Consider the following 13840-nt stretch of genomic DNA (forward strand, 5'->3'; position numbering starts at 1 on the left):
GCGCAGGCCGATGTGCCCGTTGGACAGCGCGAACACCGACTCCGACTGCGCCAGCACCCGGAGATCGAGCCCGCTTTCGCGGACCTCCCAGGGATGGCAGGGGAACGCCGAGTGCCTGATCACGATTTGACCCCCGGATCCGGTCGGTCCAGTAGTTCGGCGAGATCCTTCACCACCGTGTCGGCGCCGTGCGTGCGCAGTTCGTCGGCCTGGCCCGCCCGGTCGACGCCGACGATGTACCCGAACCCGCCGGCCCGGCCGGCGGCGACGCCGGCCAGCGCGTCCTCGAACACCACGGCCGCTGCCGGTTCGACCCCGAGCAGGCGGGCCGCGTACCGGAACGTGTCGGGCGCCGGCTTGCCGCGCAGCCCCTCCCGCGGGGCGACGACGCCGTCCACCCGCGCCTCGATGAGGTCGGCGATGCCGGCGGCGACCAGGATCTCCGCGCAGTGCCTGCTCGACGACACGACCGCGCGCCGTAGCCCGGCGTCGCGCGCCGCCCGCAGGTAGCGCACCGAGCCCTCGTACGGCTTGACCCCGTCATGGTGCAGCCGCCGCGCGAACGCCTCGTCCTTGCGCGCGCTCAGCCCCTGGACGGTCTCCTTGTCGGGCGGGTCGTCCGGCTGGCCCTCGGGCAGGGTGACGTGGCGGGACGCCAGGAACGACCGGGTGCCGTCGGCGCGGGGCCTGCCGTCGACGTACTCGTCGTAGTCGGCCACCTGGTCGAACGGCCGGAACTCCGCGCCGGTGCGCGCGGCGTGTTGCCGCAGGAACTCGTCGAACACCTCTTTCCACGCCGCGGCGTGGACCGCCGCCGTCGGGGTCAGGACACCGTCGAGGTCGAACAGGCACGCGCGAATGCCCGCGGGCAGGCCGAGCATGATGGCCACGCTAACCGAGCCGGCCGGCGACCACCATGCTCTGGTGGTCGCCGGCCGGCTCGGTCAGCGGTCTGTCGGTCGCGGGTGGGTCAGCCCCCGATGGCCGCCCCGTCGGTGTTGACCCAGTCGGGGTGTTGGGCGACGAAGTCGCTCAACCTGTCGTCGCGTACCGACTGCAGCAGCTGGAGGCTGGTGGGGTCGAGCGTCTCGAAGGACTGGCCGTTGATGGTCTCGGAGTGGAAGGTCCCGGCGTTCGTCTTGATCATGGTGACGTTGCTCGGGTTGATGTCCTTGAGGGTGAACAGCCAGTCGGTGAGCTTGAAGTTGCCGTTGTCGACGGTCAGGGCCTCGCCGGCGGCGCGGAGGACGGAGTCGAGCTTCGCCGGGTTGGTCACCACGCCGGCGCTCAGCGTCTTCTTCGCGAGCGCCTTGATGAACTGCTGCTGGTGGCGCTGCCGGCCGTAGTCGCCGTCACTGATCAGCTCGCGCTGGCGCACGTAGTCGAGCGCCTGCCAGGCGGACAGGTCCTGGCAGCCGGGCTTGTACACCTGTGGCCGCACCCCGGGGATCTTGATCAGCTGGAGATCGGGCGTCATCCGGTAGGGGGCGGTTTCCTTGCCATTGGCGTCCCAGCCGATGTGGATCGAGGTCACCGTCTCGTCGACGCACATGTGCACGCCGCCGAGGGCCCGGGTGACGTCCTGGAACCCCTGGAAGTTGACGATCGCGCCGGCGTTGAACGTGATGCCCGTCAGCCGTTTGATGGTGAGCGCGAGAAGTTCGAAGCCGCCCGCTCGCCCGCCGCCGTTCTGGCTGCCGAAGAAGAACGCCGAGTTGATCTTGTCAATGCCGCCCGGGTAGTGGCTCTTCGGGAACGGCGGGATCTGCACCCGCGAGTCGCGCGGGATGGACACCAGATAGGCCCCATTATGGCTGGCGTCGATATGCGCAATGACAATCGAATCGGAGCGGGAGCCCTCGACGCCCTCGCCGGGCCGCTCGTCGATGCCGACGAGAAGTATGGTCAGCGGCCCGTTGATCGACGTGCCGGTGGCCATCGCCTCGGAGCCGAGCAGGCTCTGCTGGTTGACCGAGCCGGTGTAGCGGTTGAGCAGCACCGTGCCGCCGGCGATGGCGGTGCCGCTGAGCAGCATCAGCATCGCGCCCGCGATGACGAGCACCTTGGCCCACCACGGGTCGCGGTGCCGCTTCTTCCGGACGGCCGGTGGCTGCTGCGGCGGCGGACCTGACGCCCGCGGCGGCCTTGCCGCGGCGGCTGCCCGGTCGGGCTGCGGCGCCCAGGCGCCCGCCGGCTGATTCGGGCCGAGCGGAGGCCGGCCGGTGGCCGTCGGCACGCTCGCGACCGCGGCCGGTCGGGCGGTTGGCGGCTGAGTGTTGCCGTTCCCGGATCCTGACGTGAATACCGTTCCCGATGAGAAAACGGGGCCGGAGTGGCGCTCGGCGCGGCCACGACCCGGGGGATGCGAACCGGCGGGCATCGCCCTCCCATCTCCGACACTTCAGCGAAACGTGCTGGTACACGGTAGCGGTAGTCCGCCACTCCTGGGGAACCACCGTGACTCCTGTTACGCCTGTACATACGGCCGATCACGACCGGTGACGGCCGTCGTCCGGACGGTGCGTCACCGCGGTACCGGCTCCGGCGAACGTCCGCTGGCAGGCGGTCCGAGACCGCCCGATCGCCGATGTAGGTGCTGGCACGGCGACGTCGCGGTTTCGAAGCCGGCCCGTCGGGCGATCCGTTCGACGCGCGGATCGGCGGTCTCCGGGGGCAGCCGCGCGTGGTCCGTCCGTCGCCGCGACAGTCACCGCGTCCGGCTGATCCCGGCCTCCGCCCGGAACCGTTGTGTGAACGTTCGTACGCTCATGTCCGCCTGTTCGGCCAGCACCGCAAGAGTGAGCCGAACTCCTGATCGCGGAGACTTTTCCGGGTCGCGAAACACGGAAAAGCCTCCGCGATCATGGCTGGCTCCGGTCAGGGGTGTGTCACCGACCGGGGTCGGCTGGGGACGGCCTGCGCGTGCATCGTCGACGCGGCGGCCGGCGCGGCCCCGGCGGGTACGGGCTCGGGAAGCGGGTCACACGTGGTGTCCGCGCCGTTGCCCTTCTTGCGGGCCGGCAGCTTGCCGCTGGCCAGGTAGTCGGCGATCTGGTTGTCGACGCAGGCGTTGCCGTTGAGCGTGCCGGCGTGCGTGGTGCCGCCCGGCTCGGCGATCAGGCTGGCGTGCGGGAACAGCCGGCGGACCTCCAGGCTGCCCTCGTACGGCGTCGCGGCGTCCAGCGTCTCGTCGACCAGCAGGGCGCTGGCGACCTTGCTGCCGTCGATCTTCACGGGCTTGTGGGCCTTGGCCGGCCAGTAGATGCACGGCGCGTTGAACCAGGCGTTGCCCCAGGTCTCGAACGGCGCGGACCGGAAGGTCCGCCAGTTGTCGCGCTTCCACTGGTCCCAGCTGGTCGGCCACTGCACGTCGACGCACTGGACGCCGAGGTACATGGCGAACCCGTTGTCGTCGCCCGGACCGTCGGCGTTCCGGTACGCCTGGATCAGCGGCGCCGGGTCGCCCGTGCGCACCCAGTTGGCGAAGGTGTCGGCGAGATCGGTCCAGGTGGACTGGTAATACCCGGCCCACAGGTAGATGTCGGTCCACTCGTCGGGACCGACGACCCCGCCGGCCGGCTTGGCGCGCAGCTTGAACTGCTCGGCGTACCAGCGCGCCTCCACCGCCTGCTCGGTGTTGCCGAGGTGGTAGACGCTGTCGTACCTGGCGAGCCAGCCGAACCAGATCTTGATGTTCTTCTCGAACGCCACGTCCTGGTCGAGGTTGGCCTGGTACCAGACCTTGCGCGGGTCGACGTTGCTGTCGAGGACCATCCGGCGCACCCGCTCCGGGAACAGCGTCGAGTAGACCTGGCCGAGGTAGGTGCCGTACGAGAAGCCGTAGTAGTTGATCTGGTGTGCGCCGAGCGCGGCCCGGATGCGGTCCATGTCCTTGGCCGAGTCGATCGTGGTGAGGTGGTTGAGCAGGTCACCGCCGTTCTTGCCGCAGGCCTCGGCGTACGCCTTGGACCGGTCCAGCCACGTCTTTTCCAGGCTCGCGTTCCAGGGGATGTAGTCGGGGCGGTTCGGGCCCTGGTAGTTCGGGTCACACGACAGGGCCGGCTGGCTCTCGCCGACGCCGCGCGGGTCGAACCCGATCCAGTCGTAGGCGTCGCCGGCGTTCTTGGGCACGTACTCGCCGAGAACCGACAGGCCGAGCCCGGAGCCGCCGGGGCCGCCCGGGTTGACCAGCATGATGCCCTGGTACTGCGCGTCGGGCGTCTTGTGCTTGATCCGCGACACCGCCAGCTTGATCTTCTTGCCGTTCGGGTGGCTGTAGTCGAGGGGAACGGAGAGGAGCCCGCACTCCGCGTTCCGCTTGATCAGGCCGGCTTTATCGCACTTGCCCCAACTGATGCCTGACGCGGCCGCATCCGTACCCGACGACGCGACCGCGGGGCCCGCCCAGGCCGCCGATCCGGCGCTCGTGGCGGCCATCACGGCGGCGGCGCTGAAGACGAGGATCCTTCTCGCCCGTGAACCTGTTGTCGTTGCCTTCACACGACCCTCCCTCTCGGGCATGCCGGCGGTCAGTCATAGGCATGCGTCACTGCCCGATCTTGTCGGTGGGCAGGGCGGTGCGGAAGGGGTCGAGCCCCGAATTTCCCGGGTTAACGGGTGCCGAGCGGAGAAGAAAGGGTGGTCGTCGATCAGGTGACCCTGCGTCGGTGCGCAGCGTTAGAAATCGACCACGATAGGTGCGTGGTCGGACGGTCCCTTGCCCTTGCGGGCCTCCCGGTCGATGTACGCCGACCGCACCTGGCCGGCCAGGTCGCCGGTGGCGTAGACCAGGTCGATGCGCATGCCCTTGTCCTGGTGGAACATGCCGGCCCGGTAGTCCCAGTAGGTGAACGGGTGGTCGCCCTTCATCGGCCGGGGCACCACGTCGGTGAGGCCGAGCGCACGCAGGTCGGCCAGCGCCCCCCGCTCGGGCGGCGTCACGTGCGTCGACCCCACGAACACGGACGGGTCCCACACGTCGGCATCGGTCGGCGCGACGTTGAAGTCGCCGCACACCGCGAGCGGGCCGCCGCCGGCGAGTTCCGCCGCCAGCGCCGCACGCAGCGCGGCGAGCCAGGCCAGCTTGTACGTGTAGTGCGGGGAGTCAGGCGTACGGCCGTTGGGCACATAGACCGACCAGACCCGTACCCCGTCGCAGGTCGCGGAGATCGATCTCGCTTCCGGGTCGGGAAAGCCGGGTTCGCCGGCGAAGCCGCGGGTGACGTCGTCGAGGCCCACCCGGGACAGCAGGGCGACCCCGTTCCACTGGCCGATGCCGTACGCGGCGGTGGCGTAACCCAGCTCGCCCACCTCACCCGCCGGGAACGTCTCCGCGGAGCACTTGATCTCCTGCAGGCAGACCACGTCCGGCTTGGTCGCGGAGAGCCAGTCCAGCAGTCGGGGCAGCCGGGCCCGTACCGAGTTGACGTTCCACGTCGCGAGGCGCATCCCCACAGCCTGCCCTACGGGATCCCGTCCCGTCGCCCGGCCCGCTCATGATCTCGGGGCGTCGGGGTAGTCACCCGGTTCCCGCGCCCGTGCTCCGGAAGGAGCTGATCATGACTATCCCGGCCTGTACCCACCTCGGCGAAACCCGTCCGGATGTCACCCCCGCCACCGACGGCTGCCAGGAGTGCCTGGCCAGTGGCAGCCCCTGGGTACACCTGCGGTTGTGCATGACCTGCGGGCACGTCGGCTGCTGTGACAGCTCGCCGAACCAGCACGCGAGATTCCACTCCCACGCCACCGGGCACCCGATCGTGCAGTCGTACGAGCCGGGCGAGGACTGGTGGTGGTGCTTCGTCGACGATGTCGCTTTCGAGGTGGCCGGGGCGCCCTCGTACGCGCACGCCTGACCGTCACGCGCCGTAAAGTGACGGAATGGGCCATGTACAGACGGTCGGCCTGGTACTGCATCCCCGCCGCGACTCGGCGGCCGCGATCGACACGATCCTGCGCTGGGCACACCAGCGGAACGCGACCGTGCTCGGCCTGCACGACGAGGTCGACCGGATCGCCTGCAGCGCCGTGGCCGTCGACCCGCAGGAGCTGGTCGAGCGTTCGCAGCTACTCGTCAGCCTCGGCGGCGACGGCACCATGCTGCGGACGATGAGGTTGGCCGAGGGGCGCAAGACCCCGATCCTCGGGGTCAACCTCGGGCGGCTGGGCTTCCTGGCCGAGGTCGACGTGCCCGACCTGCCGGGTGCGTTGTCGGCGATCGACGAACACCGGCACACCGTCGAGCCGCGGTTGGCCGTGTCCACCGCGCTGCCCGACGGGGAGACGGTGACCGCGTTCAACGACATCGACCTGGCCCGGATCCCGGGCGATCACATCGCGGCGGTGGGCATCACCGTGGAGGGGCACCAGTTCGTGCAGTACGCCGCCGATGCTGTCATCGTCGCCACCCCGACCGGGTCCACCGCGTACAGCTTCTCCGCCGGCGGGCCCATCGTGTCGCCCACTGTGGAGGGTCTGCTCGTCAGCGCGGCGGCAGCGCACTCCACCTTCAACCGGCCGCTGTTCCTCTCCCTCGACGAGCGGTTGGTCCTCGACGTCCTACCCACGAGCGGGCAGCTGGCGGTGGAGGTTGACGGCGCCGTGCGGGGGTACGTGAGGCCCGGCGACAGCCTGTTGGTCAAACCGGTGCCGGGCGCGGCGTACGTGGTCCGCCTCGGCCAGACCACGTTCTACGAACGCGCCCGACGCAAGCTCCGGGTCAGCAGCAGTGCCGAAGTCGAATGAGCCCTTCGTGAAAGGCGGCAACGTGTCTGAGATGAGCATCGTCCACAACCCCGAACTGTCGCGTTACGAGGTGCGTATCGACGGCCGGGTGGCCGGTTTCACGCAGTATCGGCGGGCCCCCAGGACCGTTGACTTCACCCACACCGAGGTCTACCCGGAGTTCGAGGGCCAGGGCCTGGGCAGCAAGCTCGCGGCCGGCGCGCTCGACGCCGTGCGTGCCGGCGGTGACCGGGCCGTCGCCAGCTGCCCGTTCATCTCCACCTACATCAAGCGCCATCCGGAGTACTCCGACCTGGTGGCCGCGCCCGACCGGAGCGCCGGCACGAACTCCGCCCGCGTCTCGTCCGCCAACTGACGCCACCGCCGGAGGTACGGTGCGTCGACGGCGACCCAGGCGATCGCCCGGGTCGCCGCCGACGTGGGCTGGACCGACCGATCCGGGCTCAGCGGCCCTTGCGCTCCTCGGCGAGCAGCGCGCCACCGCGCGGGCTGCCGAGGCCGGTCACGTCGTCGTAGCCGAACGAGGTCGCGAGCGTCGAGTCGCGGTCGAAGGTGACCAGGGCCGTCCCGGACGGGGTGGCCACCGCGGTCGGCACCCGCTGCGGGACGACGTCGTGGTAGACCGACGACTTCAACCCGTACAGCAGCGGGTTGGCGAAGCCGATGGGCGTGTGCCGGCCGGTACTCGCGAGCGCCTGGATCGCGGCGAAGACCGGGCAGGCCAGGCTGGTGCCGCCGATCGAGCTGAGCGCGAACCCGCCGCCCACGGTCTGCCCGATCGCGAAGCCGGTGTACGGGTCGGCGATCGCCGCGACGTCGGGGGAGACCCGCATCGGGGCGCCACCGAACTGGCGGGACAGGCTCGCGGGCACCTTGCCCGCCTGGTACTTGGGCTGCGCGAACACGGTGCTCGTACCGCCGCCGGCGCCGAAGCGGAACGTGCCGGGCGGCGCGGCGGTGTAGCGCGCGGGCGATTTGCTGTAGTCGACCGGTGCGATGTCCGTGCCCCACCCGGTCTCGAACTGGTACCCGTTCGCGGCGTCGACCCCGAGGCTGGTGCCGCCCACCGCGGTGACCATCGGGTCGGACGCCGGGTAGTCGGGCTGCGCGGCCGGGGTGTTGCCCAGGGTGACCTCGTCGCCGGAGTCACCCGAGGAGAAGTAGAAGCCGATCCCCTCGGCCGCGGCCTGGACGAACATGGCGTGCTGCTTGGCGATCTCGGCGGCCGGGATGTCCTCGCCGGCGTTGCCGTACGAGTTGCTCACGATGTCGGCGACCCGGTGCTGTACCGCGTAGTTGATGGCCTCGTCGATGCCCTGGTCGCAGTCGCGGGCGCCGATGTAGCGCACCGCGGCGCCCGGCGCCAGGCTGTGGACCGCCTCCACGTCGAGCGTCTGCTCGCCGTTCCAGGCAGACTCGCCGCCGCACTCGGCCTGCATGCCGAACGGCCGGAACACCGTCTCGGCGTACTGGCCCGCGGTGAACTCCGGCTGGCCGAAGTTCCGGGCGTACGCGTTGGCGTCGGCCGCCATCGTCGGTGAGGCGTACGCGTCGATGATGGCGACGGTGACGCCGTGCCCGTTCCGGCCACCGGCGAGCGTCGACTTGATGTCGTACGCGCCCTGCAGCTGATCGGGGCTGTAGCCGCAGATGTACGTGGGGAAGGTCGTCTTGCCGTAGGCCGGCGGCAGGGTCTGGTAGTTCTGGGCCCAGAAGTTCGAGCACTGGCTGGGCGCCGGCGGGGTGGCCCCGGGGGCGGCGGAGGCGGCGGTCACGCCGGGCTCCGGCAGCCGGCGGTTGAGCGGGTGCCGGAGCTTGGCCGAGTCGTCGAGGCCGGTCACCGCGAGCACGTCCGGCCGGACCGAGGCCGGCACGGACGCGGACTTCGACGGTGCGCGCAGCTTCCTGCCGCGCCACGTGTACGTCTTGAGTTCGGCCCCGAAGGCGTGGTTGACCTGGGCGACGGTGCCGGTGGCCCGGATCCACCGGTTGCCTTCGGCGACCTGGTCGACCGCCATGCCCTGGCCGGTCAGGAACGCGCGTACCCGCGCCACCTGGGCGGGCGTCGGCGCGAACCGCGCGTTGAACTGCGCGGGCGTCAGGTAGTGGCCGTACTGCCTGTTGGTGGGGTCGGACACCGCCATCGCGAGGCGCTCGGCCGCGTCGCCGTCGCGCAGCGACAGCGCGACGGTGAAGGACACCGTGTCCGAGGCTGCCGGCGTCGCTGACGCGCGCGATGGCTGCGCCCAGGCCGGCACCGTGCCGGGCAGCGGGGATCGGCTGTCACGGGCAGCGCCGCCGTCAGGTGCGGCGGAGGCGGCGCTGCCGAGCGCCGACAGGGTGAGCGCGGTGGCGCCGATCACGACCGTCGCCCGGCGGATGAAGCGAAAAGCCATAGATCTTCTCTCCTGCTGTCGCGGGTTGAGCAGGGGCAGGCCCGCCGCTGGTGCGGCGGACGGCTTTATTTTGACGAGCGTCAATGGGATCTGGCGGATGATCCGGGTGTCAAGGGCGGCGCTCGGTGATCCGCTCCCGGCGAGGGGCGGGCAAGGGGTGGCCTCAGTGTGACCCGGACCAAGATTTCCCACCAATCTGGTTGGTTAGGTAGACAAGTTGCGGCGGTTGGCCCACACTCGACGGGTGGATCCAGTCCTCGCGCTCGCCGGCCTCGGAGTCGGGATCGTCGTCGGCCTCACCGGTATGGGCGGCGGCGCGCTGATGACCCCGGTCCTGGTGCTCTTCTTCGGTGTGCCGCCGCTCGCGGCCGTCTCCAGCGACCTGGTGGCGAGCGCGGTGATGAAGCCGTTCGGCAGCTTCGTGCACATCCGCCGCGGCACCGTCAACTGGCGCCTCGTCGGGTGGCTGTGCGCGGGGAGCGTCCCGTGCGCCTTCCTCGGCGTCCTGCTCATGCGCGCCATCGGCACTGGCGGCGGCATCCAGCACGCCGTTCAACTCGCGCTGGGCGTTGCGCTCCTTCTCGCTGTCATGGGACTGATCGTCAAAAGCCTCCGGGAGACCTCCCGGCGCGACGATGCGCCGTCGGCGACGCCGCTGCGGGTACGGCCGCTGCCCACGCTGCTGCTCGGCGCCGTGGGCGGACTCGTGGTCGGGCTGACCTCGGTCGGCTCCGGTTCACTCATCATCGTCGTGTTGCTGGCGCTGTACCCGATGCTGCGCGCCAACGACCTCGTCGGCACCGACCTCGTCCAGGCCGTCCCGCTCGTCGCCGCCGCGGCGCTGGGGCATGTGCTGTTCGGCGATTTCCATCTCGACCTGTCGCTGGGGATCCTCGTCGGTTCGATCCCCGGCGTCCTGATCGGCGCCCGGCTGTCGTCGCGGGCCCCCGCGCGCGTCGTACGGGCCGCTCTCGTGGTGGTGCTGCTGGCCAGCGCGCTGAAGCTGTTCGGCGCGCCCAACCTGGTCCTTCTCGTGACGCTGGGAGTCACGGTCGTCGTGGGCGTGCTCGGGTCCGCCGTCCGCCGCGGCGCGCTCGGCCGCCGGCCGGCCGCCGTCGGTTCGCGCGTGTACGCCGACTCGCACACCGCCTGACCACCGATCGGTCGCGTATCCGACAGCCAGACCGAGCCTCACCCTGCGCCCTGAACCGCTGCCTCGCGGTAACCGTGTCTGCATCAGTCGCCGGCGCACCGGGCGCCGGTCCACTGAGGGGTTCTCGGATGCTTCGAACAGCACGTTTCCGGCTCGCGCTGGCCGTAGCCGCCGCAACCGGGGTCGGGCTCGCCCTGCCGGGGGCGGCGTGGGCGGACACCGCCCGGAATGAACCGCCGGCCGGGGCGACGGACGACGCCACCTACCTCGTCGCCGCCCTCAACGGCCGCAACGAGGTGCCCGGGCCCGCCGGATCGCCGGCCGTGGGTGACAGGGACGGCCGGGCCGTCGAGGTGGTGCGCATCAAGGGCGACCAGCTCTCCTTCGCTGTCAGGTGGAGCGGGATCGGCGCACCGACCGCCGGGCACATCCACCTCGGTGCGGCAGGCGTCAACGGGCCGGTGGAGGTACCGCTGTTCGGCGCGAAGCTGCCGGACACCCTCACGGCGGCCGTCGGCACGGTGACCGTGGCCGATCCGTCGCTTCTCGAGTCGCTGCGGACCGATCCGGGTCGCTTCTACGCCAATCTGCACGACGCCGATTTCCCGGGTGGCGCGGTACGCGGTCAACTGCACAAGGTGACCCACCCGGTCGACCTGAACGCTGTTCTGCGCGGCGGCCCGCTCGCCGCGATCCTCGACGGCGGCCAGGAGGTACCGACGCCGGGTAAGCGCACCGGTGACCCGGACGGGCACGCGGTCGCCTTCGTGCGCGCCGGCGACGACGACGTCCGGTTCGCGTTCAGCTGGTCGGGCATCGCCCCGCCGACCGACGGCCACCTGCACCAGGGCGGGGTCGGCGCCAACGGGCCGGTCGCGGTGAACCTGTTCGCGGCCCCCGGTGGGTTGCCCGCCTCCCTCACGGGCGTGGCCGGCGTCGTCGAGGACGTCCGGCGCGACCTCGCCAAGAAGATCGGTAAGGATCCGACGGGCTTCTACGTCAACCTGCACACCGCGGAGTTCGGTGGCGGGGCGGTGCGCGGTCAGCTCTTCCGGTCGGGCGCCGGCGCGGCCGCGTACCAGGCGTCCACCGTCGTCGCCCCGGTGCTGAAAGGCGCGCAGATCTACGCCTGCACCCGGCAGGCGTCCGGCTCGTACGCGTACACCCAGCACAACGTGCGGGCCCGGCTCGCGGGCGGCATCACGCACTCGTTCGTCACCGACGACGCGGGCCCGCCACGATGGGTCGCCCGCGACGGCAGCGCGGTCACCGGCACGGTGCTGTCCCGGACGCCCAACGGTGCGGGCAACATCCCCGAGCTCGACCTCGCCGCGACCCGGATCGGCGCCGACAGCGGCCTGCTCGCCGGTGTGGTGGAGATCGAGCGGTTGAACACCGTCGGTGGCGTGGCGCCGACCGGGGCCTGCGACCCGGCGACCCGGCCGACCGTCGCGGTCCCGTACGAGGCGGACTACGTCTTCCTCGCGTAGCCCGGCCCTTCCCGTGATCCTGAAGGATTTTCCGTGCCCCAGCACGGAAAATCCTTCAGGATCATGACGGCAGGGGCGGGGCGTGACGCAGATCATCGCCGCCCCCGGAGCGTTGCCGTGCCATGCTGCGGGCATGAACGTGGCGCGCCGGATGTGGACCCTGTACGAACCGGTCCACGCGATCACCTACTTCACGCCCGAGCCCCTCGCGGCGTTCCAGGCGGCCGGGCTGCGCGGCTTCTGGCGCGGCTACTTCGCCGGGCGCGCGGCGCCGCTCGGCCCGGTCGACGCCGGCCCGGTCGTGGCGTCGTTCTACAACTTCGCGCCCGCCATGGTCGAGCGCGCCCTACCCGATGTCTGGCAGCGCGCGACCCCCGAGGCGGTGCTGCGCGCACGGGCCGACGGCGCGACCGCCGCGCTGGCCCGGCTACTGGCCGACCAGCCGGCGGGCGCCATCGCGGAGGCGGCCGAGCTCCTGGCCGACGCCGCCCGTCGGGTCGAGCCCGCCGGGCGGGTGCTGGGGGCCGCCAACGCGGCGCTGCCCGTACCCGACGAACCCCTGACCCGGCTCTGGCAGGCCGCCACCACGCTGCGCGAACACCGCGGCGACGGGCACGTGGCCGCGCTCGTCGCCGCCGGCGTGGGTCCGTGCGAGGTGCTCGTCTGGCGGTCGGCGTACGACATGTCGCGGGAGGTGCTCCAGCCGATCCGGGGCTGGACCGACGCCGAATGGGACGACGCCGCGCGGCGGCTGACCGAGCGCGGCTGGCTCGACGCCGAAGGTCGGCCCACCGACACGGCGCTCGCCGCGCACCGCGACATCGAGGCGGCCACCGACCGGGCGGCGGCCGGGCCGTGGGAGTCCGTCGACGTCGAGCGCCTGTCGGACCTGCTCACCCCGATCGCGGCCACGTGCCGGGCGGCCCTGCCCGCCGAGACCCCGATCGGCCTGCCCAGGCACGACCGCGCGGCGTGAGCGCGATCCTCGACGGCCTGCGCCGTCCGATCATCGCCGCGCCGATGGGCGGCGGCCCGTCCACTCCGGCGCTCGCCGCGGCCGTGTCCGACGCCGGCGGGTTCGGCTTCCTCGCCGGCGCTTACCTGTCACCGCAGCGGCTGGCCGACGACATCGCGCAGGCCCGCCGGCTGACCGACCGGCCGTTCGGGGTGAACGTCTTCGCACCGGTACGGCCGCCGGCCGACGCCGCGGCGATCACCGCGTACGCCGAGCGGCTGGCCCCGCTCGCCCGCCAGTGGGATGTCGCGCTGGGCGAGCCCGTTGGCGGCGACGACGCGTACGCCGAGAAGGTGGACCTGCTGCTGGCCGACCCCGTACCCGTCGTGTCGTTCGCCTTCGGCGTGCCCACGGCAGCCGTGGTCGACGCGCTGCACGACCGGGGCAGCGAGGTGTGGGTGACCGTCTCGCACCCGGCGGCCACCGCCGAGACCGAGGAGGTCGGCGCCGACGCGGTCGTCGTACAGGGGATGGAGGCCGGCGCGCATCGCGGCGGGGCCGACGACGCCGACGAGTACGCGCTCCTGCCGCTGCTGCGGTTGGTGGCAGCGGCGACCCGGCTGCCGATGGTGGCGGCCGGTGGGATCGCCGACGGTCCCGGGCTCGCGGCCGTACTCGCCGCCGGGGCCTCGGCCGCGGCCCTGGGCACCGCATTCCTGCGCTGCCCGGAGGCCGGTACCTCGGCCGTGCACCGGGCCGCGGTGGCGGGGTCGGGCGACACCAGGCTGACCCGGGCTTTCACCGGCCGGCGCGCGCGGGGCGTGGTGAACGAGTTCATGCGGGCGCACGACGGGGCCGCGCCGGCCGCGTACCCGCACGTGCACCAGGTGACCGCGCCGCTGCGGGCGGCCGGCCGCGAGGCCGGGGATCCGTCGGTGCTGAACCTGTGGGCCGGGCAGGCGCACGCGCTGTCCCGCGAGCTGCCGGCCGCGGAGGTGGTCGATCAGCTCACCGCGGAGGCGGCGGCGACGATCGCGGCGCTGAGCCACCGGTTGCCGGCGGTATAAGCCGATCGCGGCCGTGTAAGCCGAATGCCGCCGTA

12 protein-coding genes are annotated in these 13840 nt (G+C 71.9%); 7 read left to right on the plus strand and 5 right to left on the minus strand.

Annotation, left to right across the window (positions count from 1 at the left end; genetic code table 11):
- Nucleotides 1–119: 119 nt before the first annotated feature.
- The 4 genes from HC031_RS28295 to HC031_RS28310 all read right to left on the minus strand — a co-directional run bounded on the left by HC031_RS28295 (nucleotide 120) and on the right by HC031_RS28310 (nucleotide 5448).
- Nucleotides 120–881 (minus strand): beta-phosphoglucomutase family hydrolase, encoded by a 762-nt coding sequence (locus HC031_RS28295; protein WP_167928506.1) that lies wholly within the window; start codon nucleotides 879–881, stop codon nucleotides 120–122.
- Nucleotides 882–970: 89 nt separating this feature from the next.
- Nucleotides 971–2236 (minus strand): LCP family glycopolymer transferase, encoded by a 1266-nt coding sequence (locus HC031_RS28300; RefSeq protein WP_167928507.1) that lies wholly within the window; start codon nucleotides 2234–2236, stop codon nucleotides 971–973.
- 641 nt (nucleotides 2237–2877) lie between these two features.
- Complete coding sequence (locus tag HC031_RS28305; protein WP_338090872.1) at nucleotides 2878–4500, minus strand: alpha/beta hydrolase; 1623 nt, start codon at nucleotides 4498–4500, stop codon at nucleotides 2878–2880.
- A gap of 177 nt (nucleotides 4501–4677) precedes the next feature.
- The gene (locus tag HC031_RS28310) at nucleotides 4678–5448 is read right to left on the minus strand and encodes an exodeoxyribonuclease III (RefSeq protein ID WP_167928509.1); all 771 of its coding nucleotides are present in this window, start codon (nucleotides 5446–5448) and stop codon (nucleotides 4678–4680) included.
- 110 nt (nucleotides 5449–5558) lie between these two features.
- On the opposite strand from HC031_RS28310, the gene HC031_RS28315 reads away from it, so the two are divergent.
- From HC031_RS28315 to HC031_RS33590, 3 genes are read left to right on the plus strand one after another with little or no spacing between them, the layout of a single operon-like run.
- Nucleotides 5559–5855: a UBP-type zinc finger domain-containing protein gene (locus HC031_RS28315; RefSeq protein WP_167928510.1), complete on the plus strand. Its 297-nt coding sequence runs from the start codon at nucleotides 5559–5561 to the stop codon at nucleotides 5853–5855.
- A 25-nt stretch (nucleotides 5856–5880) separates the two neighbouring features.
- A complete protein-coding gene (locus HC031_RS28320; RefSeq protein ID WP_167928511.1) occupies nucleotides 5881–6744 on the plus strand; it encodes an NAD(+)/NADH kinase in 864 nt (287 codons plus the stop codon).
- A 31-nt stretch (nucleotides 6745–6775) separates the two neighbouring features.
- Nucleotides 6776–7099: a GNAT family N-acetyltransferase gene (locus HC031_RS33590; protein WP_167928512.1), complete on the plus strand. Its 324-nt coding sequence runs from the start codon at nucleotides 6776–6778 to the stop codon at nucleotides 7097–7099.
- 88 nt (nucleotides 7100–7187) lie between these two features.
- Here HC031_RS33590 and HC031_RS28330 read toward each other — a convergent pair whose 3' ends face one another.
- On the minus strand, nucleotides 7188–9140 hold the full coding sequence (locus HC031_RS28330) for a S53 family peptidase (protein ID WP_167928513.1): 1953 nt from the start codon (nucleotides 9138–9140) through the stop codon (nucleotides 7188–7190).
- 244 nt (nucleotides 9141–9384) lie between these two features.
- Between HC031_RS28330 and HC031_RS28335 the strand changes: the two genes are divergently transcribed.
- The 4 genes from HC031_RS28335 (at nucleotide 9385) to HC031_RS28350 (ending at nucleotide 13805) form a co-directional block, all read left to right on the plus strand.
- The gene (locus HC031_RS28335; RefSeq protein WP_167928514.1) at nucleotides 9385–10293 is read left to right on the plus strand and encodes a TSUP family transporter; all 909 of its coding nucleotides are present in this window, start codon (nucleotides 9385–9387) and stop codon (nucleotides 10291–10293) included.
- Nucleotides 10294–10421: 128 nt separating this feature from the next.
- Nucleotides 10422–11783, plus strand: a complete 1362-nt coding sequence (locus HC031_RS28340) for a CHRD domain-containing protein (RefSeq protein WP_167928515.1) — start codon at nucleotides 10422–10424, stop codon at nucleotides 11781–11783.
- 133 nt (nucleotides 11784–11916) lie between these two features.
- Entirely contained in the window at nucleotides 11917–12759 is an 843-nt protein-coding gene (locus HC031_RS28345) for an SCO6745 family protein (RefSeq protein ID WP_167928516.1), read from the plus strand.
- Entirely contained in the window at nucleotides 12756–13805 is a 1050-nt protein-coding gene (locus HC031_RS28350; protein WP_338090873.1) for a nitronate monooxygenase, read from the plus strand. The genes HC031_RS28345 and HC031_RS28350 overlap by 4 nt, the downstream gene beginning before the upstream one ends.
- Nucleotides 13806–13840: the final 35 nt, after the last annotated feature.

It is taken from the genome of Planosporangium thailandense (assembly GCF_011947195.1).
Classification (GTDB): Bacteria; Actinomycetota; Actinomycetes; order Mycobacteriales; family Micromonosporaceae; genus Planosporangium; species Planosporangium thailandense.

Excerpts from the sequence above, each read along its gene's own strand:
- HC031_RS28295 (WP_167928506.1), bottom strand. The coding sequence starts at position 881 with ATGCTCGGCCTGCCCGCGGGCATTCGCGCGTGCCTGTTCGACCTCGAC.
- HC031_RS28310 (WP_167928509.1), bottom strand. The coding sequence starts at position 5,448 with ATGCGCCTCGCGACGTGGAACGTCAACTCGGTACGGGCCCGGCTGCCC.
- HC031_RS28315 (WP_167928510.1), top strand. The coding sequence starts at position 5,559 with ATGACTATCCCGGCCTGTACCCACCTCGGCGAAACCCGTCCGGATGTC.
- HC031_RS28320 (WP_167928511.1), top strand. The coding sequence starts at position 5,881 with ATGGGCCATGTACAGACGGTCGGCCTGGTACTGCATCCCCGCCGCGAC.
- HC031_RS33590 (WP_167928512.1), top strand. The coding sequence starts at position 6,776 with ATGAGCATCGTCCACAACCCCGAACTGTCGCGTTACGAGGTGCGTATC.
- HC031_RS28330 (WP_167928513.1), bottom strand. The coding sequence starts at position 9,140 with ATGGCTTTTCGCTTCATCCGCCGGGCGACGGTCGTGATCGGCGCCACC.
- HC031_RS28340 (WP_167928515.1), top strand. The coding sequence starts at position 10,422 with ATGCTTCGAACAGCACGTTTCCGGCTCGCGCTGGCCGTAGCCGCCGCA.
- HC031_RS28345 (WP_167928516.1), top strand. The coding sequence starts at position 11,917 with ATGAACGTGGCGCGCCGGATGTGGACCCTGTACGAACCGGTCCACGCG.